Origin of the sequence: Blautia sp. 2227st1_G12_2227SCRN_220401 (assembly GCF_039062885.1) — a bacterium.
GTDB lineage: Bacteria > Bacillota > Clostridia > Lachnospirales > Lachnospiraceae > Blautia_A > Blautia_A fusiformis.
Window position 1 is genome coordinate 75,643 of record NZ_JBCLNI010000006.1, and the last position, 25,413, is coordinate 101,055.

The 25,413-nt window shown below is 45.2% G+C and carries 23 protein-coding genes; 17 read left to right on the top strand and 6 right to left on the bottom strand.

Translation table 11 applies throughout. From position 1 onward, the window contains the following. Nucleotides 1–39: 39 nt before the first annotated feature. The 5 genes from rpsR to ABCM67_RS04590 all read left to right on the top strand — a co-directional run bounded on the left by rpsR (nucleotide 40) and on the right by ABCM67_RS04590 (nucleotide 5,102). Nucleotides 40–303 carry a 30S ribosomal protein S18 gene (rpsR, locus tag ABCM67_RS04570; protein WP_021651398.1) on the top strand — a complete coding sequence of 88 codons (264 nt, stop codon included), beginning with the start codon at nucleotides 40–42 and terminating at the stop codon, nucleotides 301–303. Nucleotides 304–476: 173 nt separating this feature from the next. After that, nucleotides 477–2,525 carry a DHH family phosphoesterase gene (locus ABCM67_RS04575; RefSeq protein WP_092068347.1) on the top strand — a complete coding sequence of 683 codons (2,049 nt, stop codon included), beginning with the start codon at nucleotides 477–479 and terminating at the stop codon, nucleotides 2,523–2,525. A gap of 2 nt (nucleotides 2,526–2,527) precedes the next feature. After that, nucleotides 2,528–2,974, top strand: a complete 447-nt coding sequence (rplI, locus tag ABCM67_RS04580; RefSeq protein ID WP_015527184.1) for a 50S ribosomal protein L9 — start codon at nucleotides 2,528–2,530, stop codon at nucleotides 2,972–2,974. Between the two features lie 3 nt (nucleotides 2,975–2,977). Beyond that, a complete protein-coding gene (gene dnaB / locus ABCM67_RS04585) occupies nucleotides 2,978–4,306 on the top strand; it encodes a replicative DNA helicase (RefSeq protein ID WP_015527183.1) in 1,329 nt (442 codons plus the stop codon). Nucleotides 4,307–4,532: 226 nt separating this feature from the next. Further along, the gene (locus ABCM67_RS04590) at nucleotides 4,533–5,102 is read left to right on the top strand and encodes a MerR family transcriptional regulator (RefSeq protein ID WP_147602957.1); all 570 of its coding nucleotides are present in this window, start codon (nucleotides 4,533–4,535) and stop codon (nucleotides 5,100–5,102) included. A 46-nt stretch (nucleotides 5,103–5,148) separates the two neighbouring features. Here the strand turns inward: ABCM67_RS04590 and ABCM67_RS04595 are convergent, their stop codons facing one another. Continuing rightward, complete coding sequence (locus tag ABCM67_RS04595; protein WP_015527180.1) at nucleotides 5,149–5,319, bottom strand: 4Fe-4S binding protein; 171 nt, start codon at nucleotides 5,317–5,319, stop codon at nucleotides 5,149–5,151. A 207-nt stretch (nucleotides 5,320–5,526) separates the two neighbouring features. Between ABCM67_RS04595 and ABCM67_RS04600 the strand changes: the two genes are divergently transcribed. Next, nucleotides 5,527–5,727 (top strand): DUF1858 domain-containing protein, encoded by a 201-nt coding sequence (locus ABCM67_RS04600; RefSeq protein ID WP_015527179.1) that lies wholly within the window; start codon nucleotides 5,527–5,529, stop codon nucleotides 5,725–5,727. Between the two features lie 106 nt (nucleotides 5,728–5,833). Here ABCM67_RS04600 and ABCM67_RS04605 read toward each other — a convergent pair whose 3' ends face one another. Beyond that, nucleotides 5,834–6,601, bottom strand: a complete 768-nt coding sequence (locus ABCM67_RS04605; protein ID WP_021651393.1) for an adaptor protein MecA — start codon at nucleotides 6,599–6,601, stop codon at nucleotides 5,834–5,836. Nucleotides 6,602–6,961: 360 nt separating this feature from the next. Here ABCM67_RS04605 and ABCM67_RS04610 point away from each other — a divergent pair, with 360 nt between their 5' ends. The 10 genes from ABCM67_RS04610 to ABCM67_RS04655 all read left to right on the top strand — a co-directional run bounded on the left by ABCM67_RS04610 (nucleotide 6,962) and on the right by ABCM67_RS04655 (nucleotide 17,669). Beyond that, nucleotides 6,962–7,231, top strand: coding sequence for a hypothetical protein (locus ABCM67_RS04610; RefSeq protein WP_021651392.1), 270 nt, complete (start codon nucleotides 6,962–6,964; stop codon nucleotides 7,229–7,231). Nucleotides 7,232–7,416: 185 nt separating this feature from the next. Further along, nucleotides 7,417–9,066, top strand: a complete 1,650-nt coding sequence (locus ABCM67_RS04615) for a glycosyl hydrolase family 18 protein (RefSeq protein ID WP_147602958.1) — start codon at nucleotides 7,417–7,419, stop codon at nucleotides 9,064–9,066. Between the two features lie 85 nt (nucleotides 9,067–9,151). Beyond that, nucleotides 9,152–9,871 carry an N-acetylmuramoyl-L-alanine amidase gene (locus ABCM67_RS04620; protein ID WP_059085996.1) on the top strand — a complete coding sequence of 240 codons (720 nt, stop codon included), beginning with the start codon at nucleotides 9,152–9,154 and terminating at the stop codon, nucleotides 9,869–9,871. A gap of 69 nt (nucleotides 9,872–9,940) precedes the next feature. Then, a complete protein-coding gene (locus ABCM67_RS04625; RefSeq protein WP_147602959.1) occupies nucleotides 9,941–11,938 on the top strand; it encodes a hypothetical protein in 1,998 nt (665 codons plus the stop codon). Further along, the gene (locus ABCM67_RS04630; protein ID WP_147602960.1) at nucleotides 11,928–12,638 is read left to right on the top strand and encodes a glycosyltransferase family 2 protein; all 711 of its coding nucleotides are present in this window, start codon (nucleotides 11,928–11,930) and stop codon (nucleotides 12,636–12,638) included. Before ABCM67_RS04625 ends, ABCM67_RS04630 begins: the two co-directional genes overlap by 11 nt. An 18-nt stretch (nucleotides 12,639–12,656) precedes the next feature. After that, nucleotides 12,657–14,915 carry a DUF2298 domain-containing protein gene (locus tag ABCM67_RS04635; protein ID WP_342992548.1) on the top strand — a complete coding sequence of 753 codons (2,259 nt, stop codon included), beginning with the start codon at nucleotides 12,657–12,659 and terminating at the stop codon, nucleotides 14,913–14,915. 135 nt (nucleotides 14,916–15,050) lie between these two features. Next, nucleotides 15,051–15,632, top strand: a complete 582-nt coding sequence (locus ABCM67_RS04640) for an HD domain-containing protein (RefSeq protein WP_022426060.1) — start codon at nucleotides 15,051–15,053, stop codon at nucleotides 15,630–15,632. Between the two features lie 12 nt (nucleotides 15,633–15,644). Then, nucleotides 15,645–16,727 carry an L-threonylcarbamoyladenylate synthase gene (locus tag ABCM67_RS04645; RefSeq protein WP_022426059.1) on the top strand — a complete coding sequence of 361 codons (1,083 nt, stop codon included), beginning with the start codon at nucleotides 15,645–15,647 and terminating at the stop codon, nucleotides 16,725–16,727. Beyond that, on the top strand, nucleotides 16,708–17,136 hold the full coding sequence (gene rpiB, locus ABCM67_RS04650) for a ribose 5-phosphate isomerase B (RefSeq protein ID WP_015527166.1): 429 nt from the start codon (nucleotides 16,708–16,710) through the stop codon (nucleotides 17,134–17,136). Before ABCM67_RS04645 ends, rpiB begins: the two co-directional genes overlap by 20 nt. A gap of 38 nt (nucleotides 17,137–17,174) precedes the next feature. Continuing rightward, nucleotides 17,175–17,669, top strand: a complete 495-nt coding sequence (locus tag ABCM67_RS04655; RefSeq protein ID WP_015527165.1) for a dCMP deaminase family protein — start codon at nucleotides 17,175–17,177, stop codon at nucleotides 17,667–17,669. An 86-nt stretch (nucleotides 17,670–17,755) separates the two neighbouring features. Here ABCM67_RS04655 and ABCM67_RS04660 read toward each other — a convergent pair whose 3' ends face one another. Both ABCM67_RS04660 and ABCM67_RS04665 read right to left on the bottom strand, forming a co-directional pair. Beyond that, nucleotides 17,756–20,440, bottom strand: a complete 2,685-nt coding sequence (locus ABCM67_RS04660; protein WP_342992551.1) for a sensor histidine kinase — start codon at nucleotides 20,438–20,440, stop codon at nucleotides 17,756–17,758. A gap of 42 nt (nucleotides 20,441–20,482) precedes the next feature. Further along, nucleotides 20,483–21,184 carry a response regulator transcription factor gene (locus tag ABCM67_RS04665; protein ID WP_021651384.1) on the bottom strand — a complete coding sequence of 234 codons (702 nt, stop codon included), beginning with the start codon at nucleotides 21,182–21,184 and terminating at the stop codon, nucleotides 20,483–20,485. Between the two features lie 269 nt (nucleotides 21,185–21,453). Here ABCM67_RS04665 and ABCM67_RS04670 point away from each other — a divergent pair, with 269 nt between their 5' ends. Beyond that, on the top strand, nucleotides 21,454–22,356 hold the full coding sequence (locus ABCM67_RS04670; protein ID WP_084449155.1) for a radical SAM protein: 903 nt from the start codon (nucleotides 21,454–21,456) through the stop codon (nucleotides 22,354–22,356). 182 nt (nucleotides 22,357–22,538) lie between these two features. Here the strand turns inward: ABCM67_RS04670 and ABCM67_RS04675 are convergent, their stop codons facing one another. Next, nucleotides 22,539–23,978, bottom strand: a complete 1,440-nt coding sequence (locus ABCM67_RS04675) for a TrkH family potassium uptake protein (RefSeq protein WP_021651380.1) — start codon at nucleotides 23,976–23,978, stop codon at nucleotides 22,539–22,541. A gap of 12 nt (nucleotides 23,979–23,990) precedes the next feature. Then, nucleotides 23,991–25,349, bottom strand: a complete 1,359-nt coding sequence (gene trkA, locus ABCM67_RS04680; RefSeq protein WP_015527160.1) for a Trk system potassium transporter TrkA — start codon at nucleotides 25,347–25,349, stop codon at nucleotides 23,991–23,993. Between the last annotated feature and the right edge of the window lie 64 nt (nucleotides 25,350–25,413).

A 25,413-nucleotide genomic window follows, 5' to 3' on the forward strand; every position in this document is an offset into this window, starting at 1 on the left:
TCAAGACAGATGAGACGAATAAGATAGGAGGAAACAATCATGGCTTACAATAGAGGCGAGAGACCAGATTCTCCGATGAAGAGAAGAGGCGGACGCAGAAGAAAAAAAGTTTGTGTATTCTGCGGTAAAGAGAATAACGAGATCGATTACAAGGATGTAGCAAAGTTAAGAAAGTATGTTTCCGAGAGAGGTAAAATTCTCCCGAGAAGAATTACAGGTAACTGTGCGAAACATCAGAGAGCACTGACAGTTGCTGTTAAGAGAGCACGTCATATGTCCCTGATGCCATACGTTCAGGACTAATTCTGATCTTATACGGGGTCGTTGCGAAACAGATGAGCAGTCATCTGGAGGCAGCGGCCCTGTTTTTTTTATGAGCAAAACAGATTTTATCATTGCTATGGAATTATAATAAGGAATCTGGTATAATGTTAAATAACTTATGGGTTAAATTACATTAAGAACAGGAAAAAGCAATGAACAACAAAGTTAAATTCAAGGGGCCTATGAAACACTTCATGCGCTGGCCGTTGTACCTTTCGGTCCTGGTCGTGCTGCTGGACCTGCTGGTGTTTATTGTAAGTGTAAAGGCTGGAATTCTGGTGTCTGTAGGTACTGTGATCTATATTTTTATCGCAGTACAGCTTTTTCGATATCACAAACCGCTGATCATCAATGATATGATCGCATTTGCCAATCAGTATGATGTGGTAGAAAAGCGGATGCTGGAAGAACTGGCGCTTCCTTATGCCATTATGGATATGGAAGGCCGCATGATCTGGTCCAACCGTGTTTTTTCAGAGATCACGGGGAGAGATCAGTTTTATAAAAAAAATATCAGCACAGTTTTCCCGGATATTACTCCGGACAAGCTTCCTGTAGCCGATGAACCGGAAATTTCCGAGATGAGTATACATTTCGGGGATCGGATCTATCGGGTTTCCATGCAGCGGGTGACTATGGGTGAAGTAGTCAGCCATGCGGATATTCTGGAGAATATGTCCCAGAATGTCAGTCTGATCGCCATGTATCTTTATGATGAAACAGAGCTTAAGGAATACATCCAGAAAAATGAGGATAACAAGCTTGTTGTAGCACTGGCTTATCTGGATAATTATGAAGAAGCACTGGAGAGCGTGGAGGATGTGAGAAGATCTCTGCTTATCGCACTGATCGACCGAAAGATCACTAAGTATTTTTCCAACTTTGATGGCCTTGTGAAGAAACTGGAGAAAGATAAATATCTTCTGATCATGCGCCAGAGTTCACTGGAAACACTGAAGGAACAGCGTTTTCATATCCTGGATGAGGTTAAGACGGTTAACATCGGAAATGAAATGGCTGTGACATTAAGTATCGGAATCGGTCTGAATGCTTCTACGTATATCCAGAATTACGAATATGCCAGAATTGCCATTGAGATGGCACTGGGCCGTGGCGGTGATCAGGTAGTGATCAAAAATGAAAATAATATTACCTACATTGGCGGCAAGGCACAGCAGATGGAGAAATCAACCCGAGTGAAGGCACGAGTGAAGGCTCAGGCTCTGAAGGAATTTATGAGCACCAAGGATCGAGTGGTGGTTATGGGACACAAGATCACAGATGTGGATGCTCTGGGAGCTGGGATCGGTATTTACCGTGCCGGTAAGACTCTTGGTAAGCCGGTGCATATTGTAATCAATGATCCGACCACATCCATTCGGCCGCTGATGAGTGGATTTATGGAGAATCCGGATTATGAGCCGTCCATGTTTGTGGACAGTAATCAGGCCAAAGAGCTGGTGGATAACAATACGGTAGTAATTGTGGTGGATACTAACAAGCCAAGCTATACCGAATGCCAGGATCTTCTCTATATGACAAAGACCATTGTGGTATTGGATCATCACCGCCGCGGCAGCGAGGTGATCCAGAATGCAGTTCTGTCCTATGTGGAGCCATATGCATCCTCAAGCTGCGAGATGATCGCAGAGATCCTGCAGTATTTTGCAGACGGGCTGAAGCTTCGCAGTATTGAGGCGGACTGTATTTATGCGGGTATCATGATCGATACCAACAACTTTACAACAAGAGCGGGTGTGCGTACCTTTGAGGCAGCAGCATTCCTGCGCAGATGCGGAGCAGATGTGACACGTGTACGTAAGATGCTCCGGGATAATATTGATTCCTATAAGGCGAGAGCGGAGGCAGTTCGTACTGCGGAGATCTACAGAGATTATTTTGCCATTGCAAGATGTCCGAGTGAAGGTCTGGAAAGTCCTACCGTTGTAGGAGCACAGGCGGCCAATGAGCTGCTCAATATCGCAGGAGTCAAGGCATCTTTTGTTCTTACCAGCTATAATAATGAGGTTTACATCAGTGCCAGAGCCATTGATGAAGTGAATGTACAGGTCATGATGGAGCGGATGGGCGGCGGCGGACATCTGAATATTGCCGGTGCACAGGTGAAAGACACCATGGATGAGACCGAAAGAATGCTGAAAGAAATTATAGACCAGTTATATCAGGAAGGGGACAAATAGAAATGAAAGTAATTCTTCTGGAAGATGTTAAATCCCTGGGTAAAAAGGGACAGATCGTAAATGTAAGTGACGGATATGCAAGAAACATGATCCTGCCAAAAAAGCTTGGTGTTGAAGCTACATCCAAGAATCTCAATGACCTGAAACTCCGTAAGGCAAATGAAGAAAAGGTTGCACAGGAAAACCTGGACGCTGCCAAGGCATTTGCAGAGGAGCTTTCCACAAAGGAGGTTATCCTTACTCTGAAGGTAGGTGAAGGCGGAAGAACATTCGGTTCTGTATCCTCAAAAGAAATCTCAGAGGCAGCCAAAAAACAGCTGAATCTTGATATCGATAAGAAAAAGCTCCAGCTGGAGAATCCGATCCGTAACCTGGGTGTTACCAATGTTCCGGTACGACTTCATCCGAAGGTAACCGGAAGTCTCAAAGTCTGGGTAAAAGAGGCGTAATCAATGGAAGAAGCACTGATCAAGAGGATTCTGCCTCACAGTATTGAGGCAGAGCAGTCAGTGATCGGATCCATGATCCTGGATCGTGATGCGATCCTGGTGGCTTCCGAGATCCTGACCAGTGATGATTTTTATCAAAAACAATACGGCATCATTTTTGATGCTATGGTGGAGCTCTGTAATGAAGGACAGCCGGTAGATTTGATCACTCTGCAGAATCGTCTCAAGGAGAAAGAGCTTCCGCCGGACATCAGCAGTATGGAATATGTCCGTGATCTGATCGCAGCAGTTCCTACATCAGCCAATGTGAAATACTATGCCAATATCGTAAGCGAAAAGGCAGTTCTCCGTCGGCTGATACGGACTACGGAAGAAGTTGCCAATGCCTGTTATCTGGAAAAGGACAGTACGGAAACCATACTTGAGGAATCCGAGAAAAAGCTGTTTAATATTTTGCAGAGAACAAATGGTAGCGATTATGTGCCGATCCAGCAGGTTGTGTTGAATGCAGTCAGCAATATTGAGAAGGCTTCCAAGCTGAAGGGCTCCGTTACCGGGATTCCGACCGGATTTGTGGATCTGGATTATAAGACTTCCGGTATGCACGCGTCCGATCTTGTACTGATCGCAGCTCGACCTTCCATGGGAAAAACTGCCTTTGTATTGAATATTGCCCAGTATATGGCGTTTCGTAAAGATGTGACCGTGGCTATTTTCAGTCTGGAGATGTCCAAGGAGCAGCTGGTAAACCGTCTTCTTGCTATGGAATCTCACGTGGATTCCCAGAATCTCCGTACCGGAAATCTGAAAGACGAGGACTGGACGAAGCTGGTAGAAGGAGCGGATATTATCGGTGGCTCCAATCTTATTATTGATGATACACCTGGAATCTCCATTGCGGAGCTTCGTTCCAAATGCAGAAAATATAAGCTTGAGCATAATCTGGGGATCATCATGATCGATTATCTTCAGCTGATGAGCGGAAGTGGAAAATCGGATTCCAGACAGCAGGAAATTTCAGATATTTCACGATCGCTGAAAGCGTTGGCAAGAGAGATCGATGTACCGGTAATTGCGTTATCACAGCTTAGCCGTGCAGTGGAACAGAGACCGGATCACAGGCCGATGCTTTCGGATCTTCGAGAGTCCGGAGCTATTGAGCAGGATGCGGATGTGGTCATGTTTATCTATCGAGATGATTATTATCACAAAGATACCGAGAAGAAAGACATTGCGGAAATTATCATAGCCAAGCAGAGAAACGGTCCTATCGGAACTGTGGAGCTGGTATGGCTGCCGAGATATACCCAGTTTGTAAATATGAAAAAATAGAGCCGTGCAGACGGTAAATGAAAGGCTGTCAGGATGAAAGCTTATAGTTATCCTGATGGCCTTTTGTATTTTTGTCTGTGTGATCGTGGAGTTCGGGATGCTATGGATATAGGCAAAGAGTCATATTTTGTAAAATTATGTCAACCGATTATTCTTGCTATTTCCTGATCTCAGGGGTTATACTGTAGACAGCAGCAGTGAATCTCTATATAAGGGGGCGTTCACAATGGAAAAAAGATATACAGTCAGACAGGCCGTAACACTGACCGGAGTGAAATCTTATGTCCTGCGTTACTGGGAGGAAGAACTGGAGCTTCGGATCGGACGCAATGAACTGGGACATCGCTATTATACACCGTTTGATATCCAGCTTTTTCTTAAAATAAATGAGCTGAAAAGTAAAGGACTTCAGTTGAAAGCAATCCGTACACTGATTCCACCGGAGGTAAGAAAGGCAGATACACCGGATTTTTCAGAATCTGGTATCAGGATCCTGGATGGAGAAGCTGTTGAGCTTGAAGATATCCCAATGAAAAAAACGGGATCTGAAAAGGAGTTCATGGAAAAAACGGAATCTGGGAATACAGAGAAGTGCGAGGCAGATAACGATAAGATACTGGAGTTTCAGGAAATCATGGAACGCCTGATCCGTGAGGAAATGCAGAGAAAGAAAGAAGGAGAGTACCGGTGTCGTTCTCTGGATGAAGCGATCCGCAGGCAGCAGCAGGCAAGAAGAGAAGCGGCAGCTTCCTGTGAGGGAAAAAAGAATAAAAAAAACAGAAAAGGCTGCCGGTAAACCGGCAGCCTCACTCATTATAGCAGCTTATCAAGCTAATGATGCATTACTCAGCAGAGATAGCACCAACTGGACAGGCCTCAGCGCATGTTCCGCAGTCAACACAAGCGTCTGCGTCGATTACATAATGCTCGTCTCCCTGAGAAATAGCCTCGTTCGGGCACTCACCCTCACATGTTCCACAGCTAACGCACTCGTCAGAAATTACATATGCCATAATTGATATCCTCCTTTTAAATTGTGTATTGTATGTATCCCCTACCAGGGATTCTATTCCCATTCTAATATATCTGCATAAAGAATACAAGTATAAATTTATAAACAAAACTGAAAATTCGTAACCCGTTGATTCCATTCCGGATTCGTATTATAATAGCAGAACGGAATGAAATATTTCGATAAAACAGTAAAGGAGAATACAATCATGGCAAAAGTTACAAAGAGCATGCTGATCGGAGAACTGCTCACTGTAGACCCGAATATCGCACCGATCCTGATGAGAGCAGGAATGCATTGTCTTGGCTGCCCGTCTTCACAGATGGAATCTCTGGAAGAAGCAGCAATGGTCCATGGCCTGGACGCAGATGTCCTCGTAGCTCAGATCAATGATTTTCTTGGTGAGTAATAAACAGAAGCTTTTTTGCTGAAACAAAAGGACCGCTGTCGGGAAATGCAGATCATATGGATCGCATTCCGACAGCGGTTTGTTTGTCTGTAGGATATTTGGTTTGTCAGATATTCAGAAGCTTCTGAAGTGCATGATCAGCAATCAGTGCACAGTGCTCTCTGAGGTAGGCTTCACCGGCTGGTGTGAATGCGCGGCCGATGCCATACTCGGAAAGGATATTGCAGACCTTGTTAAATTCTTCAGGTGTACAGTCTGACTGATGAAGTACCAGCTGATAGACACCGTCTTCTCCTTCACGATAGAGAGTATTATCACCGGTAAAGAAACCATTCATACCATGAGATGCGGCAATAACATCATCCAGCCCCGGGAAAGAGTACAGGCGTATAAGCTTTACAGAACTCTCAGCCGGCTGCTGTGATGCATCCGGAGTTTCTGTTGCCTGAGAGGCGGAAGTTTCCGCCCTTTTTTCTTCCGGTTTCTGTGAAAGATCCTTAAGCTTGGATTCACAGAGCTTCTGGAAGATATCGATGATATTGTCAGCGCCATCGATCTCTACGGTATCGGAAGGTTTGTTGCCCTTGAAGGGTGCAAATTTGGAAAAACGTGTATCCAGTTCTTCAGGATCTTCCACTTTAGTGATAATGAGGATAATACTTTCGGCATTGACAGGAATAGCCTCGATCATCAGAGGAATATTATCTGCTTCAAAACCAAATTGTATCTGTGCCTGCTGCATCATATCACGAAAGAGACGTTTGGCTTTTTCGGTACCGTATGCAAGTTCGCTGATACGGATCTGATGACTGTCCAGATCTTCTTTCGTCAGGGTACAGCGGATCTGATTTTCATTGATTTTTTCTATTTTCATATGATCACATCCTATAGGTAAATAAATTTAATCTTTTACATACTGTATTATATAACAGTTATACACAAGATGTAAAGATGTAGAAACCGGAGAAAAAAGAAAATTTCTGATTCTTTTATAAAAGACTTGCATCTGAAGAGAAATCAGGTATAATGAAAAGCAGAAAAGCTGTCTCCTCCCGGAAGCAAGAAGACAGTAACGATAACTTAAAGTCATATTTTTCTGAAGATAAGGATTCTGTGTGAAATTCATCGGCGAGTCTGTCGGTACACAGAGAAATTTCCCCCCATTTTATTATTTATATTTTATTACAAGTATCATCCTAACAGGGAAGGTGCAGCTTTTCGAGAACCATTGCTGGTGTTTTCTGAAAATCTAACCAGGAAAGGAGGTCGGGATACGCCAAATATATCACAGGAAAAAAAGAAATCCGCAAAACCCCTTCGAAGGGAACTGGAGCTTTATCGTGAGAACGGAGTTTCTCTTTATCTCAATGGAGCACCAAGCACTCCGAAAAAAATCGCAAAAGCCTGTCAGATTGCGGAAAACGGGGTCTATATGCGGGATTATACGGAAGATGAAGACGGCCATATCGCCTGTGTAAGCTTTGATCTTATTCGCAAAGAATGACCGTACATAAGAAAAAACGGTTCCCCGGATAACGATCATCCCCTGCACTCATGCATACCATGCGGGGAACCGAAATTCTAAAGAAATTGTGAAAAATTATTAAAAGTCGATTTTTATAACGAAATGTAGACAAGATATGTTATAATAAAGCAAATTATGACATTTTATACCGAAAGGAAAAAAACATGATAAAAAAACACATACCGGTCCTTGTGGTAGGTCTGCTGATCGTTCTGGTCGCTCTTGCCGGAGGGACTGTTTACGGGATCAATAAGCTTATACCAAGCAGGAAACAAATGGATCTGACAGAATACTACGGCCAGAATGCAGACGGTGAGGCTGCGTTGATACTTGGAACTGAGAAACTGGAAGAGAAGGCACTTATCTCAGGAGAAGATGTATATCTTCCGCTGGATGTAGTGAACGGATATTTGAATCAGAGATATTACTGGGATAGCGAAAACAAGAAGATACTGTATGCAACACCATCCAGTCTCACAGAGGAACCGGCTTCAGATAAGGCAGACGGAAACGTGTGGCTGAAGGATGACACGGTTTATCTGAAACTGGATTATGTAAAAAAGTATACAGATATCGATTCTTATATAGAGCAGGATCCTGCAAGGATTGCGATACAGTACAAATTTACCAATGTGGAGACCGTGACCACGAAGAAAGATACCGTGATCCGTTACCGGGGCGGGATCAAGGCGCCGATCCTTTCCAAACTGGCGAAGAATACAGTTCTCCGGCTGATGAATGAAGGAGAGGACTGGGATCAGGTGGCAACCGATGACGGTTACATCGGTTATGTTCAGAAGAAAAAAGTAAGTGCTGTGGATACAACGGATTATGAAAGGGATTTTAAAACAGAGTCCTATACATATCTTACCATGGATGAACCAGTGAACCTGGCATGGCACCAGGTTACCAGCACAGATGCAAACAGCTATTTCGCAGATGCGGTACAGAATATGACAGGCGTGAATGTGATCTCTCCAACCTGGTTTTCTGTAACAGATAACTCCGGAAATATTTCAAGTCTTGCATCTGGGGAGTATGTGATGCAGGCACATGAAAAAGGACTGAAGGTATGGGGACTGGTGGATAATTTTAATGAGAACATGAATACCAAAGAAGTTCTTTCAAAAACCAGTTCAAGGCAGAATCTGGAGAATCGGCTGATCACTTATGCACTGAAAGTAGGAATGGATGGAATCAATGTTGATTTTGAATCTTTGAGCGAAGGAGTAGGAATCCATTTCCTTCAGTTTTTAAGAGAGCTTTCTATCCAGTGTCACGCCAATAATTTGGTACTGTCTGTAGATAATCCGGTTCCGGAAGATTTTACCAGTCATTATGACCGTGCGGAGCAGGGCAAGGTTGTGGATTATGTGATCATTATGGGCTATGATGAGCATTACGTAGGCTCCGATGCCGGTTCTGTGGCATCTCTGCCATGGGTAGAACAGGGGGTTAAGGATACGCTTTCAGAAGTAGCGGCTCAACGGACGATCCTTGCGATTCCGTTCTACACAAGGCTCTGGAAGACTACAGATGGCGGTGCACTGACAAGTGAGGCCATCGGTATGGATCAGGCACAGCAGACGATCAGTGATAACGGAGCAGAAACATACTGGGACAAGAAGACAAGTCAGAATTACGGAACCTATGAAGGGGACGGTGCCACATACCAGATCTGGTTGGAGGACTCTAAGTCTATTGCGGAAAAGGTTAAACTGATCAAAAAATACAAACTGGCAGGTGTGGCAGAGTGGAAGCTTGGATTCGAGAACAGCGGGATCTGGAGCGTAATCACAGAAAACCTGTCATAAACAGAAGAAAACATTGTGATCTTCACAATGCTAAAAACACTCCCGGCAACATATATTAAAATAAATATGCCGGGGGTGTTTTGCGTTGAAAAAACATTTCATAGAATTGGCAATGGCAGTTCTTATGCTGGTCTGTTTTTATATTCTGTCATGGGAAGCGGCAGAAACTGCAGGCAGACTTATAGATGTATCCGGAAATATAAAAGCAGATCAGGTGATCCTGGTGGATGCCGGTCATGGGGGTGTGGATTCCGGAATGGTGGGAATCGGTGGACTGAAGGAAAAAGGAATCAATCTGGATATTGCCATGAAGCTAAAAACGATCCTGGAAAAAAAAGGCCTTGCCGTAGTAATGACCCGGGAAGAAGATAAAGGTCTTTATGAAAATGGTACAAAAAATATGAAAGCACAGGATCTGCAGAATCGTATTGAACAGATCCGGAAATATGAACCGGTGCTTTCTGTGAGTATCCACCAGAACAGCTACAGTGATCCCGGAGTAAAAGGTCCGCAGGTATTTTATTATGAGGATTCGGAAGGTGGAAAAGAACTGGCACTTGCGATCCAGGAAAACATGAACCGGAAGCTTTCCATTGCACGGCCGCGGGTGGCAAAAGAAAACAGAACCTATTATCTTCTGAAGAGAAGTCCGGGTGTGATCAATATCGTAGAATGTGGATTTCTTACAAATCCGGAGGAAGCCGCCCTGCTTCAGACAGAGAAGTATCAGAGAAAGGTAGCAGAGGCTGTGGCTGATGGAATCGTTACATATCTGAAAAAACAGAAGGAAAACGAAAATAATTGAAAAAAATGTGAATAGCCTTTTCATAGGAAGGTGATTCTGCTATACTTTACGTGAATTAAGGAGAATCCTATGCTTGGAATCATTTATCTTATATTATGTATGTTAACAGGAATGGAAATGGCAGGATGTCTGTTTCCGCGTCAAACAACTGAAAGAGGAAACAGGATATGGGTGGTCCTGCCGGCAGCGTTTGGGATGGGAATCCTGATGCTGACCTGGGCAGTCTATATTCTTTCCTGGATGTTCAGCATATGCGCGGGGTCAGAGCATCCTCTTTTTTATGGAAATCTGATCGTATTTCTGGTAGATATCCTGCTGCTTTCGGGAATCTTCCGGTGGAAAAAGAAAAAACAGCAAAAAATGTTTGTGATATCCGAACGGATGATCAGCAGAAAATGGATCCTGAAAAAAGAGCTTCTGCTTTTTGGCATTTTGACGGTTTTTGTGACTTGGATGATGTTTTACGTTTTTCATATGAAAGACGGCATTCTGTACTCCGGCTTTTCGGTATACGGAGATTATGCACCCCACACGGCAATGATGCGATCTTTTTCACGGGGAAATAATTTTCCTACCCAGTATCCGCATTACGGCGGGCAGGATGTGAAATATCATTTTATGTTCCAGTTCCTTGTGGGAAATCTGGAGTATCTGGGCCTTCGTCTTGATCTGGGATATAATCTGGTAAGCATCCTGTCTCTGGCGGGATTTCTTATGGTGCTTTACGGGATCAGCTACCGGATGTTCAAAAGCTTCTGGGCAGGGGCAGCTGCCATTGTTTTCTTTTTTTTTCGCAGCGGAACAGCGTTCTGGCGTTATCTGTGGGAACATCTTCAGGCGGGGGACCTTGTACGGACTCTGGAAGAAAATACGGCGTTTATCGGTTATACTACCAATGAAAACTGGGGATTATGGAATTTCAATGTATATCTGAACCAGCGTCATCTGGCTTTCGGCCTTCTGATGGCAGCTGTAGCGGTATGGACCTTTATGGATTGGGTGGAAGCCGGATGCAGTCACAAGGAGCAGGGCTTTTTGTGGGTCCGTAATCGTTTTTTTACAAAAGAAGCCTGGATCTGCAGAAATGTGGATACGGCGATCCTTCTGGGACTGTTTCTGGGATTAACTGCTTTCTGGAACGGAGCTGCGCTGATCGGCGGCCTTCTGATCCTTGCCGGACTGGCAGTGTTTTCTGACGGTAAGCTGGATTATGTGATCTGTGCCGGACTGGCAGTGCTTTTTTCGGAACTGCAGTCGAAGATCTTTGTGTCGGGAAGTGTTATGAGTCCATCCTTTTACTGGGGCTTTCTGGCAGACAATAAAAGCATTTCCGGTGTACTCTGGTATCTGGTGGAGATCAGTGGATTTTTCTTTGTGGGAATGATCGTGGCAGCAGTATTTCTGAAGAGAGGTCAGAGGGTAGTGCTGATGGGCTGTTTGCTTCCAATGGCATTTGCATTTCTGGTATCTCTGACTCCGGACATCAATGTCAATCATAAATATGTGATGATTTCCTATGCCTTTGTGACAGTTTTCTGGGGATGGATCGTAAGATGTGTTTTCCTTGCAGGGAAAAACAGCTGGAAGAAATGGGCCGGTCGCGCAGCGGCAGCGGTCCTTTGTATCTGCCTTAGTGCAACGGGGATCTATGATTACGTGATCATCTTAAGAGACAATGATTCCGCACACAGGATGACTGTAAATATGGAAAGCAGCCTGACGGACTGGCTCAGTGCAAATCTTAAGAAAAATGATCTTCTGCTGACACCGGAATATACCATGAACGAGGTCACTATGTCCGGTGCCATGCTGTATTGCGGATGGCCTTATTATGCATGGTCTGCAGGGTACGATACGGGCTATCGTGCCGGCCAGGCAGTGCTCATGTATACCACGGATGATCCGGAGCTACTGAAAGCTGCCGTAAAACAGGAAAAGATCACATATATCCTGTTTGAGGAGGATATGGAATTTGAACAGCAGGAATGTCGTGAGGATATCATCAGGGAGACATATCCACTGGTGTATACCTCAGAGGATGGGAGAATAAGAATCTATGAAACATGACAGCTTATATATCATTATGCCGGCATATAATGAAGAAAAAAATATCGGGACCGTGATCGAGCAATGGTATCCGGTAGTGGAGAGGATCGGCGGGGACAGCCGCCTGGTGATCCTGAATGATGGCAGCAAAGATGCTACCTACAAAAAAATACAGAATTATCAGAAAAATTATGACCGTCTTATCGGAATCGATAAACCGAATGAAGGACATGGAGGAACAATACTCAGGGGATATCGTTACGCAGTAGAAAAAGGTGCCGATTATATTTTTCAGACGGATTCAGACGGCCAGACACTTCCGGAGGAATTCTGGCAGTTTTGGGAAAAACGTCAAAAGTGCGGGCTTCTTATCGGCTACCGGCAGAAGAGAGAAGATGGGCTTTCCAGGATTTTTGTGACAAGAATACTGCGGCTTGTGCTTTTCCTTATTTTTGGAACCTGGGTAAAAGATGCAAATACGCCATATCGGCTGATGGAGGGAAAACAGCTCGCCAAAGTACTGAAGCGTATCCCAGGCGGATTTTTCCTTTCCAATGTGCTGATGACCGTGATCTATGAAAAACATCATCTTTATGTGGAATATATCCCCATCACATTCCGACCGAGACAGGCCGGAAAAAATTCTATCAACATGAAACGGATCATAAAGATCGGAAGACAGGCATTTGCGGACTTTTACCGTCTGCGGGGCAGGATCTGATACAGGAGGAACAGAAGGATGAAAAAAAAGATCAGAGAATTATTTCCGGAGCTGACTGCAGCAGTGCTCCTGACAGTACTTTCTGCGTATCTCCTGGGAGGAGATGTATGGACATTCTGGACCTGGTGGCTGCTTGCACTGTTCATGGGAATGGTGGCAATGCCGGTCACAGGAAGGCTTTTTGGTAGTTTTGAAGACCGGGGATGGCTTTTTTCAAAGGTACTTGCCATTGCAGTTACCGGATTTCTCACCTGGCTTCTGGTAGCGGTGGAAATCCTTTCTTTTACAGCAGTAGTGTGTGTAGGGGTATCTGTGGCTGTTGGCATTTTATGTGCTGTACTTTTTCATGTTCAGCTGAAGCATGGCATTGAATGTTATCCGTCAGGAAAGATGCAGCTGATCTTTCGGGAGGAGCTTCTGTTTTTTGGGATCTTTCTGCTGTGGACTTATCTGGCAGGATTCCGGCCACAGGCATATGGAACAGAGAAATTTATGGATTATGGCTTCATGGAGGCCATGATGCGGAGCAAAACTCTTCCTGCACGTGATCTCTGGTATTCTCAGGGAACTATCAATTATTACTATGGCGGGCAGTATTTTGCAGTATTTCTTACGAAGCTTACAGGAAGCAGAGTGGAAGTGACTTATAATCTGATGCGTACCTTTGTGGCAGCGTTTGCCTTTGTGTATCCGTTTTCCCTGGTCCGTCAGATGACGAAGGACAGGCTGTATGGACGACTGGATGGAAAGAAGAAATATATTCCTTCACTAGCAGGAGTTACTGCAGGTATTGCAGTATCTATCGCGGGAAATGTACATTATATCGTCTACCGTTGTGTACTGCCGCTGATCCGGAAGATACAGGGAGTGGCAGAAACAGCCAGCTACTGGTTCCCGGATGCAACTCGTTACATAGGGTATAATCCGGTGAATGACAGTGATAAGACCATACATGAATTCCCATGCTATTCCTTTGTTCTGGGAGATCTTCATGCCCATGTGGTAAATGTGATGTTTGTGACATTTCTGGTGGGAATGCTCTATGCATGGCTGAAAATGATCCGAAAAAGAGGGCCTGAGCCTGAAAAACAGGAACGCAGTGTTTTCTGGCTGAGACAGCTTCTGATGCCGCATATCCTTTTGGCGTCCGTTTTTCTTGGCATGTTCCAGTGGACCAATTACTGGGATTTTGTGATCTATTTTGTAGTGACCGGTGGAGTTGTCCTGATCGCAAATATCATACGATTTGAGGGAAAGATAATCAGGATCCTGGCAGTGACGATCGTACAGGCAGTGGAGATCATAGGTCTCTCTTATCTGGTGATCCTGCCCTTTACATTGAAATTTGATACGATGGTACAGGGGGTGGCACTGGCACAGCATCATTCACTGTGGTATCAGCTTCTGATCCTCTGGGGACTTCCGGTGCTCCTTACTGTTTTGCTGATCCTGTCTGTCATCACAGAAAAAATGAAGGGACTGAAGCATAAAAGTCTTTACAGGCTGCTGGAGGCGATCACAGTTCCGGATCTTTTTGCAGTGATCATGGGCTTATGTGCTATCGGACTGGTTTTGATCCCGGAGCTTGTATATGTGCGGGATATTTATGAAAATGGAAATGCCAGAGCCAATACTATGTTTAAGCTGACGTATCAGGCATATATCCTTTTCGGAATGACAATGGGATATGGGATTTATCGTATGCTGGTGATATCCAGACAGAAGATCATCCGGATCCTTTCAGGTGTGGGGCTTTTTGTACTGCTCTGGACCGTGGGCTATTTCGGAAATGCCGTGCATTCCTGGTTTGGGGATGTCTGGAAGGTTTCGGAGTATCAGGGACTGGATGCAACTACATTTCTTGAGCAGGATTTTCCTCAGGATGCGTCGGCGATCCGCTGGCTGAAGCAGAATATCAAGGGCTCTCCTGTGGTGCTCGAGGCTAACGGGGACAGCTATACCGGATATGAGAGAGTTTCTGCATCTACGGGGCTTCCGACCGTACTGGGATGGTATGTGCATGAATGGCTCTGGAGAAATAATGTACCTGACCTCAATGAAAAAAGTGCGGACATCCAGACTATTTATACATCTACAAATGCAGAGACGGTAAAAAAACTGATCAGCCGTTATGATATTTCCTATATCTTTGTAGGAGGACAGGAAAAAGAAAAATACGGAACAGAGCTTAATGACAGTGTTCTTCAGAGTCTGGGAAGCATTGTCTTTGAAGATGATATGTCAGGAACCTACATTGTGAAAGTGGAGCAGGATTGACATTTTTTCCATAATAACGCTATAATGTAACTATTATGTAGCTATCTGTTAACGGATATGCTCAGCAGGAGATTTCTGCTGGCAGTATACAGAAAAAAGTGACAGTTGCAGGATGGCAGCAGAGAGGAGGATATTATGAACAGAATCGACAGACTTTATATGGAAATGATCCATTATTATCAGGGGGATCCGAAGCATATCCAGCATTTTGTGAAGGTGCATGATCTTTCAAGGCTGATCGGCCAGGGTGAGGGTCTGGACGAAGATACGATGTATGTTCTGGAAGCTGCGGCTCTCGTTCATGATATCGGGATCAAAGTCGGTATGGAAAAATACGGACGCTCTGATGGAAAGACGCAGGAAGCAGAAGGTCCGGCAGCTGCCAGAGAGATGCTTACCGCACTGGGCTTTCAGGAGAGGGTGATCCGCAGAGTGGAATATCTGGTAGGACATCATCATACCTATAAGGATATTGACGGGCTGGATTATCAGATTCTTGTGGAAGCTGATTTTCTGGTTAATTATTTTGAAGATGGACTGGATAAAGAACATATAAAGAAAAGTGTAGAGAAGATCTTTAAAACAGAAACAGGTAAAAAAATAGTAAAAGACATGTTTTTCCCGGAGATTTTTCAGAAATCCGAAACCTGGGCACAGGATGCCCTTCAGGACCTGGAAGATTTTATTGAAGAGCAGGGGATTTATATCAGACAGTAAATGGAGCGTAAAATGAAAGCAGAAATAGCAGTTATGACAGCGGAGAATATAGACAGAAAGGCAATTGCCAGAGGTGGCGAGATCCTGAAAAACGGCGGGCTTGTGGCATTTCCCACAGAGACTGTATACGGCCTTGGAGGAAATGCCCTGGATCCGAAAGCATCGATGAAGATCTATGCAGCCAAGGGAAGACCTTCGGACAATCCGCTGATCGTACATATCGCAGATATCCGTGACCTGGATAAGATCGTTACAGAGGTTCCTGAAAAAGCCAGAGTACTGGCTGAGAAATACTGGCCGGGTCCGCTGACAATGATCCTTCCCAAGGCAGATATCGTGCCAAAGGAAACAACCGGAGGATTGGACAGTGTGGCAGTACGTTTTCCAAGTGATCCTATCGCACAGGAGCTGATCCTTGCGGCTGGCGGATATGTGGCAGCGCCAAGTGCCAATACTTCCGGAAGACCAAGTCCTACGACAGCGGGACATGTGGCAGAGGATCTGGGAGAAGCCATTGATATGATCATTGATGGAGGCCAGGTAAATATCGGTCTGGAATCTACGATCGTAGATTTTACAGAAGACATACCGGTAGTCCTGCGGCCGGGATATATTTCCCTGGAAATGCTCCGGGAAACACTTGGAGATGTAAGGATGGATAAGGGGCTGATCAAACCGGACAGCAAGGTCCATCCAAAAGCACCGGGAATGAAATACCGTCATTATGCACCAAAGGCAGATCTTGCCATTGTGGAGGGGTCCACAGAGGGTGTGATCGCGGAGATCGAAAAAAGAGCCGGAGAGGCTGAGGAGAAGGGACTGACTGTGGGGATCATCGCAACAGATGAAACAAAAGGCCGATATTCACATGGAATCGTAAAGAGTATCGGAAGCCGGGAGCAGGAAGAAACCATCGCGCATCATCTGTACGAGGTCCTGCGTGATTTTGACAGCTGTAATGTAAGTGCCATTTATTCAGAGGCATTTTTTACACCAAGAATGGGACAGGCGATCATGAACCGCTTACTGAAAGCGGCTGGTCATAAAATTATCAACGTTGAGGAGGAGAAAGAAAATGATAGCACTGGGATGTGATCATGGCGGCTATGAGCTGATGCAGGAGGTAAAGAAGCATCTGGAAGAGAGAGGACTGGAGTACAAAGATTTTGGATGCAATGGTCCGGAATCTGTAGACTATCCTGTTTATGGAAAGAAAGTAGCGCAGGCGATCGTGGACGGTGAGTGTGAGAAAGGAATCCTGATCTGCGGAACAGGTATCGGAATTTCCATCACTGCTAATAAATTCAAGGGAATCCGTGCTGCACTTTGTACAGATTGCTTTACTGCAGAAGCAACAAGACTTCATAACGATGCCAACATTCTGGCCATGGGCGGTCGTGTAGTAGGACCGGGACTTGCTCTGAAGATCGTGGATACATTCCTGGATACACCATTTTCCGGGGATGAGCGTCATATCAGAAGAATCAACATGATCGAGGATTGATCGATCAGTAAGAAACCAATAGAAAAAGAGGATTCTGTATGGATAAAAAAGGACAGAAACGACAGGGATATCTTTCCTGGGATGAGTATTTTATGGGTGTTGCCATGCTTTCCGGCATGCGTTCCAAGGACCCGCATTCACAGGTTGGTGCCTGTATCGTAAGTGAAGATAACAAGATCCTGTCAATGGGGTACAATGGATTTCCAAAGGGATGCTCCGATGATGAGTTTCCCTGGGGAAGAGAAGGAGATCCGCTGGATACCAAATATCTTTATGTGACACACAGTGAGCTCAATGCCATCCTGAACTACCGAGGAGGAAGTCTGGAAGGTGCCAAGCTTTATGTGTCCCTGTTTCCCTGCAACGAATGTGCCAAGGCTATTATCCAGGCAGGGATCAGGACTATCGTATACGACTGTGATAAATATGCAGATACTCCGTCGGTGATCGCATCCAAAAAAATGCTGGATGCAGCCGGAGTCCGGTATTATAAATATAACCGGACAGACCGTGAGATCACCATTAAAGTGTAAAAGAGAACAAAAATAAGAGAAAAACAGCAGCCTGGCTCCTGATCCATCATATCATCAGGGCTTCCGCTGCTGTTTTTTATGAATGGTTAAGAATGTGCTTCGGAATGAGGATCTTCCGGTGCGGATAAGGCTGTGGGAGAGATCTTCTGTGGAAAACTTAAGCAGACTTTGAAAAGGTCACCGTCCAGATAAAGTTTAAAGGTGCCACCTTGAAGCTGGGTAAGGCTCTGTGCGATGGATAATCCAAGTCCGCTGCCTTCTGTATTTCTGGCAACATCGCCGCGGATGAAACGTTCGGTCAGTTCTTCAGCCGGAATGTTCAGAGGCTGTGCGGAAATATTTTTCAGGGTAAAGATGACTTGATCTTTTTCCAGAAGAACTTCTGCATAGACCCTTGTGTTCTCCATGGCATATTTCAGAATATTGCCGAAAAGATTTTCAAGGATACGCCACATCCGTCTGCCATCGGCATAGATCATGGCAGGAGAATCCGGCAGATGTGTCATTAGGGTCAGATGTCTGTTTTCCATCCGTTCTTCGAATTCACCCATCACCTGGTAAAGCATTTCCACAAAGTTCAGTTCCGTCATTTCCAGAGAAAGATTTCCGGTACTGGCTTTGGAAGCTTCCACTACATCTTCGGTCAGACTTTTCAGACGATGTGCCTTTGAGTCCAGGATCTCAAGATATTTCAGTGCTTCCGGATCTTTGAGGTTCAGCCTTTTCAGCAGATCAATGTAATTGATGATGGAAGTCAGTGGCGTTTTCAGATCATGGGAGACATTAGTGATCAATTCGGTTTTCATACGCTCATCTTTGAGGCTTTTTTCCACGGCAGCGTCCAGCCCGTCACCAATGCGGTTGATATACTGTGCCATTGCTTTCTGATCACCACGGAGTTCCTTTTCCGGGATCTTGTAAGTGAGCTCTCCATCGGTGATCCGTTTTAGGCCATCAAGGAGGAGTTCCCGTCCAAGAGCAATTTTGTAGACGCAGAAAAGCGCACCCAGATCCAGAAGGAATAGAAGCAAAAACATCAGGAACCATCCATCAGATGCCGCGAGCAGGGCACTGAAGAAAAATTCAAGGAATAGAAATACGCCAAGTCCCACTACCATACGTATTCTGCTGATGGTATTCCTGGAGAAAAAATCGATCAGCTTACCGGCTTTACAAAGACACAGACGGGGAAGCTTCAGGCATTTGCGAAGCAGGCTGTTTTTCCACAGGGTGCGAGCTTTGATCCTGCGGATCAGGCTTAAATAGCCGATCCAGAACAGGCACGTGATCAGGAAAATCGTGATACCCAGGATGATCAGGGAGGAGACAAGGTTATAGGTGCAAGCTTGCATGCTCAGTCCTGCGGTCAATACACCAAGTGCCGGGATACACACGAGTCCGGCTGCTGCTTCCGTATAGATCCTGTCAAAAAAGTTCAGTTCTGGCTGAGCCGTGTCTGCATTACCGCTATCGGAATTTCTTCTTCCGGTGTGGACAGTAAGCCAGATAAAATCTATGATAAAGAGCAGAAAACTGATCATGGTGATCACAGTAGCCGGGATAAATAAAGTACGGTAAGTCAGGAAATGCTGTCTGTCAGTTTTAATGGAATCCTGTACAGGAAGGTTGGTATCATCGATCCAGGCAAGAAAACTGCAGTTTTCATCGTATGTGGAATTTCGAAGGAGATCGATCCAGTTTCCTACAGAATGGTTTGCAGCAGCGGAAAGGTTCAGATTCATAAGACCATTCCGGGCATTTTTCTCATCTGTGGCAGCTTCGTTGACACTTAGGAACACGTAAGGCTTTTTGTCTGAAAAACCGGAAATATCAGTCAGGTCGGAAGTATAGGCTGCATCTGTATTTGTGAAGATTTTCTGTGAGGTGTTATCCGTATAGGCATAATGGAGATTGGAATTATCATTGCTGTACTCATCCAGTGTCTGAGCAGCTTCTGTCCAGCTGGAAAAAAGATCCCGGGTATTATCCAGCTGCTCAAAGGCATCGTTCAGGTTCCCCTTGAAATTCCTGGTTTTGGATGAGGTGGAATTCATGTAATCCAGGAGACTGTCGTAACCTTCCGGTGCACAGGGGATTTCAAAGATCGGAGTGAGCATATCTGCCACATCTGTGTAAACCACGTTTCCGTTTTTGTCTGTGATGTTTTTCAAAGGTTCCTGTGACTGGATGCCGCCGTCTGCATATTCGGCGCTCAGAGCGGAAAGAATCCTCTCAATCCAGTCTTTCTGGGAAATTCCCTCGTGTTTCAGGGCACCGGAGTTGGCATTTAGCTGCAGGGTTCCGTCTTCCAGAGCTTTTTTGAAATCGGAATAGTACATATATTTTGTTTCACCCTCCGGGGTGGTAAGGCCCAGGACGATCCAGTCATCATTGGAATGGATCGTCTGTGAGCTCCATTCCTTAAGATCATTGAAGGAATAGGCTAGTCCGGAGGTGTTTTTGAAGGAGAGAGAATCTCCGTTATAAAGCTCTCCGAGATCAATGTATGCATCTTCGTTTGTTTTATCTAGGATTTCTCTGGCTGAGATTCCGGACAGGATCGCGGAAGCTTTTGAGTAAAAGCTGTCAGCAAAAGCAGAGGTCTGGAAATAATCCTTTGTTTTAAGATCCTCGGCAGAGTCCATCCGGATACCTGCCTGGATCACCAGTGCCGCTGAAAAGACCATGATCAGAGGCAGGATAAGGGCAAGGACAAGAGCAGGAATGCGCATAAATGAACGGTTTTTTTCCGTATGTTTATTTTTATTCATAATACCCCTTTCTGAAGTACAGATACTTCATGGCCGGCTGGCTCACCGGCTCAGTTTTTCGATTTTATAACCCAGGCCCCAGACAACTTTCAGATAGCGGGGATCCCTGGGGTTGATCTCAATCTTTTCGCGAATGTGACGGACGTGGACGGCTACCGTGTTATCCGCGGCCAGAGCATCTTCATTCCAGATGCTCTCGTAGATCTGTGTGGTGGAAAAAACACGTCCGGGATTTTTCATGAGAAGAAGCAGGATATTATATTCGATGGGCGTCATCCGTACCGCTTCTCCATCTACCAGCACCTCTTTTTTGTCATCGTTTACCGTAAGACCTCCGGTTGTGTAGATGTGTTCTGATGCTACCGGTGCAGCGGAGCCAAGCTGTGTGTACCGGCGCAGCTGGGATTTTACCCTGGCGATCAGCTCCAGAGGATTGAAAGGTTTGGTGATATAGTCATCTGCACCGATGTTAAGGCCTAGGATTTTGTCCGTGTCTTCAGATTTTGCGGACAGGATGATGATGGGCAGAGGATTGCTTTCCCGGATCTTGACTGTTGCCCGGATCCCGTCGAGACGGGGCATCATCACATCGATGATCAGCAGATCTACAGTTTCGCTGTTCAGGATATCCAGTGCTTCCTGTCCGTCATAGGCTTTCAGAATGTGATAGCCTTCCTGCGTAAGATAGATTTCGATAGCTTCCACGATGTCTTTGTCGTCATCGCAAACAAGTATGTTAGCCACTTTTTTGTACCTCCCTGATGTTATTAGAATAGCAGCCGGAAATTAAGACGAAAGGGGTAAATTCTTAAGATTCCATGAAATCCATTGTACTATATTAAGTATATAGTGTAAACAGAGAAAGCCTTGTTGGCAGCAGACGTGATGTGCTAAACTAGTACTAGATAACAGAAAATAACGATATTGGAAGAAAGATCAGGAGAAAAGTGAAAGTGGAGAATGAAAATAAAATCAGCAGTATGGCAGGGAGCGCGCACTGTACGGAAGAAATTATGTCAGCTTGTGCTCTTTGTCCAAGAGAATGCCTGGCAGACCGGAGTGCAGGGAAAAAAGGCTTCTGTGGCATGGATGAGAGAATTTATCTGGCAAGGGCTGCACTTCATATGTGGGAGGAACCCTGTATCTCCGGAACAAAAGGCTCCGGGGCAGTGTTCTTTTCCGGGTGCGGGCTGCGCTGCTGTTTCTGCCAGAATCATGATATTGCCATCGGGAGCAGGGGACGGGCTGTAAGTGTGGAACGGCTTGGAGAGATTTTTCTGGAACTGAAGGAAAAAGGAGCTGCAAACATCAATCTGGTAACAGGTGCACACTATGTACCACAGATCATAGAGGCACTGGATATGGCCCGAAGGAATGGTCTGGATATTCCGGTGGTGTATAATTCCAGCGGGTATGAAAAAACAGAAACCCTGAAGCTTCTGGAAGGATATGTGGACATTTATCTTCCGGATCTGAAATATCTGGATCCGGAGCTTGCACAGAAATTTTCTTATGCGCCGGATTATGTGCAGGCTGCAAAGGCTGCAATTGGAGAGATGGTGCGTCAGACCGGGAAATGTGAGTTTGGAGAGGATGGATACATCCGGAAAGGAACTATTGTCCGTCATCTGATCCTGCCGGGACATACAGGAAATTCCATAAAGGCTCTGAGGTATCTTCATGAAACCTATGGGGAAGATATTTATATCAGTATTATGAATCAGTATACGCCGGTGAGAAAATTTGTGGAATTTAAGGAATTAAACCGGAAAGTTACAAAAAGAGAGTATGAAAAAGTTCTGGATGCTGCTGTGGATATGGGGATTCAGAATGGATTTATACAGGAAGGAGAAACTGCTTCAGAAAGCTTTATTCCGGATTTCGATTATGAGGGAGTGGAAAAAAATACTCCATAAATGGAAGGAGGCCGGTACTTTCGTACCGGCGCGTATGAAAAAGAAAAATATTATAGAAAGTTCATCACCTTCTATGGTTTATAATATACAGTAAAAATGTGAAGAAAGTGTGTCTAACATTTGAAATAAATGTGAAAAGAACAATTTATGCCACAAACATAGCAAAATATGACGAATATTTATCAGAATTTCTTCCAGGTTTCACGAAGGAAAAGGATCAGGATCGGAAATAGCTCCAGTCGGCCGGCCAGCATATCGAAAGAAAGGACCAGCTTGGACAGCGGAGAAAAGATCCCGAAGTTTCCGGTAGGACCGATCAGGGAAAGACCGGGACCCACATTGTTTAAAGTGGTGACTACGGCTGTGAAATTTGTTACAAGATCAAATTCATCAAAACTGATGATAAAGATAGATGTAGCCACGATCATCAGATAAACGATCATATAAATATTGGTGGCACGCATAACTTCGTGAGACACCGCTTTTCCGTCCATTTTGATCTTTTTTACTGCATTGGGATGCAGATAAAGATGCAGTTCCTTGCGGACGGATTTTGCAAGAAGCAGAAGACGGGAAATCTTGATTCCGCCGCCTGTACTGCCGGCACAGGCACCACAGAAGGTAAGCAGTACCAGGATCGTTCTGGATACCGCAGGCCACTGGTTAAAATCCGTAGTGGCATAACCGGTGGTGGTGATAATAGAACCAACCTGGAAAAATGCCTGTTGAAGTGCTTCCCACACATTGTCAAACAGATGTCGGACATTGAATGTGATCATCAGGGCAGAAGCGATGATCACAAAGAAGTAGCAGCGGACCTCTTCAGATTTCAATGCTTGAGAAAACTTCCTGGTGAGAAGAAGAAAATAGACATTGAAGTTTACGCCAAACAGGATCATAAAGATGGTGATGACGATCTGAATATATAAGCTGTAGCTTCCCATACTGTCGGATTTGATTCCGAACCCACCGGTTCCGGCAGTTCCAAATGCTGCACAGAGACTGTCGTAAAGAGGCATCCCCCCAAGAAGCAAGAGGATGATCAGTGCAACAGTGAGTGCAATGTAGATCTTGTACAGGATCTTGGCAGTTGACTGGACTTTTGGAAGAAGCTTTCCTACGGAAGGACCGGGGCTTTCTGCCTTCATAAGGTTCATATGATAGCCACCTGCAAGCGGAAGCAGTGTCAGGATAAATACCAGAACACCCATACCACCGATCCAGTGGGAAAAACATCTCCAGATATTGATGCTGTAAGGCATCTGTGATGGATCGGAGAGAATACTGGAACCGGTTGTAGTGAAACCGGAAACAATCTCAAAAAAAGCATCAATGGGATTCGGGATAGCCCCGCTGAGCACAAACGGCACAGCACCGACAATACTGAGGACGATCCAGCTTAAAGCAGTAGTCACAAGGCCTTCACGGGCGTAAAACGCTTTCTTGGACGGTTTGCGGCTGACCAGTGGAACACCGATGGCCAGACATGCCAGAATCGTGATCAGGAAGGCAATACCGGATTTTTCGCGGTAGATAAGGGCAGTGATGCCGGGAACCAGCATACAGACAGCCTCCACATTCATGATCCATCCCAGGATATAAATAATAATCGAATAATTCATTTGGCAGTACCTCTATTTTTCAAGTATATCTGTGATGTCGCGAAGCCCCTTGTGAGTGGTTACGATGATCACGGTATCTCCCACCTGGATCATATCCTGACCACGGGGAATGCGGATGCGGCCGTTGCGGTTCAGGCATCCCACCAGAAGATTCTTGCGGAGATTCAGCTCTGCAAGAGGGATATAAGTTACGGCAGATTCCTCACGGATCGCAAATTCCAGTGCTTCTGCATTGCCATCCAGAATATGATAAAGGGTTTCTACATTGCTGCCGATGCTGTTCTGAGTGGCACGGACATACTGCAGGATATAATCAGCAGTGATATTTTTCGGGTAGATGACACTTCCGATATCCAGGGAGTCGATGACATCATCAAATTCCAGACGGTTGACCTTGGCAACCAGCTTGGCATCGGAGATGCTTTTGGCAAAGAGAGCAAGAAATACATTCTCCTCATCCAGATTTGTCAGAGTGACAAAGGATTCGGACTCGGAAAGTCCTTCTTCTAGCAGAAGAGAACGGTTCGTTCCGTCACCATTGATGATAGTCGCATCTGGAAGCAGTTCGCTTAAGTGCTCACAGCGGTTTTTGTTCTGCTCGATGATCTTGACACTGATCTTCATACCCAGAAGTGCATGGGCAAGATAATAGGAAATGGTTCCGCCACCTACGATGATACAGTTTTTGACCTGATTGGTCTTGAGACCGATCTTACGGAAAAATGCCGCTGCATTAAGCGGAGAAGCCAGAATGGAAACCATATCTCCGTCGTGTATAATGTGATCACCACCAGGAATGGATACATTGTCACGGCTCTCGATCGCGCAGACCAGAATATCACTTCGGAAAGCATCTGAGATCTGGGAAACGCTCATTCCGTCCAGCTTGAATTCCGGGAGAACTTTAAACTTGAGAAGTTCTACACGACCACGTGCAAAGGTGTCAATCTTGATCGCAGATGGAAAACGGAGAAGCCGTGAAATTTCCTGGGCAGCGGCAAACTCCGGGTTAATGATCATGGTAACACCAAGACGTTCTTTGATGAATCCGATTTCTTTTTCATAAATGGGGTTACGGACGCGGGCGATAGTCTGGCAGTGGTTGGCCTTCTGCGCGATCAGACAGCAGAGAAGGTTCAGCTCGTCAGAAGCGGTAACTGCGATCAGGATATCTGCAGTATCAACACCTGCCTCCATTAAAGTATTGATGCTGGCACCATTACCGACGATTCCCATAGCGTCGATATTTTCGCAGAGATCATTGATCTTGTCGGCAATAACGTCGACAAGAGTGATATCAATATCCTCTGCCTGAAGCTGCTCTGCAAGATTTCTACCGACTTTTCCGCAGCCTACAATAATTACCTGCATAATTTCCTCCTTCAATAGCCGGTCAGGGCTACAAATCATAAGTAAAAGCGCCCATCCGTGTAAA

Excerpts from the sequence above, each read along its gene's own strand:
- ABCM67_RS04630 (WP_147602960.1), top strand. The coding sequence starts at position 11,928 with ATGAAACATGACAGCTTATATATCATTATGCCGGCATATAATGAAGAA.
- ABCM67_RS04625 (WP_147602959.1), top strand. The coding sequence starts at position 9,941 with ATGCTTGGAATCATTTATCTTATATTATGTATGTTAACAGGAATGGAA.
- ABCM67_RS04655 (WP_015527165.1), top strand. The coding sequence starts at position 17,175 with ATGGATAAAAAAGGACAGAAACGACAGGGATATCTTTCCTGGGATGAG.
- ABCM67_RS04635 (WP_342992548.1), top strand. The coding sequence starts at position 12,657 with ATGAAAAAAAAGATCAGAGAATTATTTCCGGAGCTGACTGCAGCAGTG.
- ABCM67_RS04670 (WP_084449155.1), top strand. The coding sequence starts at position 21,454 with ATGTCAGCTTGTGCTCTTTGTCCAAGAGAATGCCTGGCAGACCGGAGT.
- rpsR (WP_021651398.1), top strand. The coding sequence starts at position 40 with ATGGCTTACAATAGAGGCGAGAGACCAGATTCTCCGATGAAGAGAAGA.
- ABCM67_RS04660 (WP_342992551.1), bottom strand. The coding sequence starts at position 20,440 with ATGAATAAAAATAAACATACGGAAAAAAACCGTTCATTTATGCGCATT.
- ABCM67_RS04600 (WP_015527179.1), top strand. The coding sequence starts at position 5,527 with ATGGCAAAAGTTACAAAGAGCATGCTGATCGGAGAACTGCTCACTGTA.
- ABCM67_RS04675 (WP_021651380.1), bottom strand. The coding sequence starts at position 23,978 with ATGAATTATTCGATTATTATTTATATCCTGGGATGGATCATGAATGTG.
- ABCM67_RS04575 (WP_092068347.1), top strand. The coding sequence starts at position 477 with ATGAACAACAAAGTTAAATTCAAGGGGCCTATGAAACACTTCATGCGC.
- ABCM67_RS04595 (WP_015527180.1), bottom strand. The coding sequence starts at position 5,319 with ATGGCATATGTAATTTCTGACGAGTGCGTTAGCTGTGGAACATGTGAG.
- dnaB (WP_015527183.1), top strand. The coding sequence starts at position 2,978 with ATGGAAGAAGCACTGATCAAGAGGATTCTGCCTCACAGTATTGAGGCA.
- trkA (WP_015527160.1), bottom strand. The coding sequence starts at position 25,349 with ATGCAGGTAATTATTGTAGGCTGCGGAAAAGTCGGTAGAAATCTTGCA.
- rpiB (WP_015527166.1), top strand. The coding sequence starts at position 16,708 with ATGATAGCACTGGGATGTGATCATGGCGGCTATGAGCTGATGCAGGAG.
- ABCM67_RS04615 (WP_147602958.1), top strand. The coding sequence starts at position 7,417 with ATGATAAAAAAACACATACCGGTCCTTGTGGTAGGTCTGCTGATCGTT.
- ABCM67_RS04605 (WP_021651393.1), bottom strand. The coding sequence starts at position 6,601 with ATGAAAATAGAAAAAATCAATGAAAATCAGATCCGCTGTACCCTGACG.
- ABCM67_RS04590 (WP_147602957.1), top strand. The coding sequence starts at position 4,533 with ATGGAAAAAAGATATACAGTCAGACAGGCCGTAACACTGACCGGAGTG.
- rplI (WP_015527184.1), top strand. The coding sequence starts at position 2,528 with ATGAAAGTAATTCTTCTGGAAGATGTTAAATCCCTGGGTAAAAAGGGA.
- ABCM67_RS04640 (WP_022426060.1), top strand. The coding sequence starts at position 15,051 with ATGAACAGAATCGACAGACTTTATATGGAAATGATCCATTATTATCAG.
- ABCM67_RS04645 (WP_022426059.1), top strand. The coding sequence starts at position 15,645 with ATGAAAGCAGAAATAGCAGTTATGACAGCGGAGAATATAGACAGAAAG.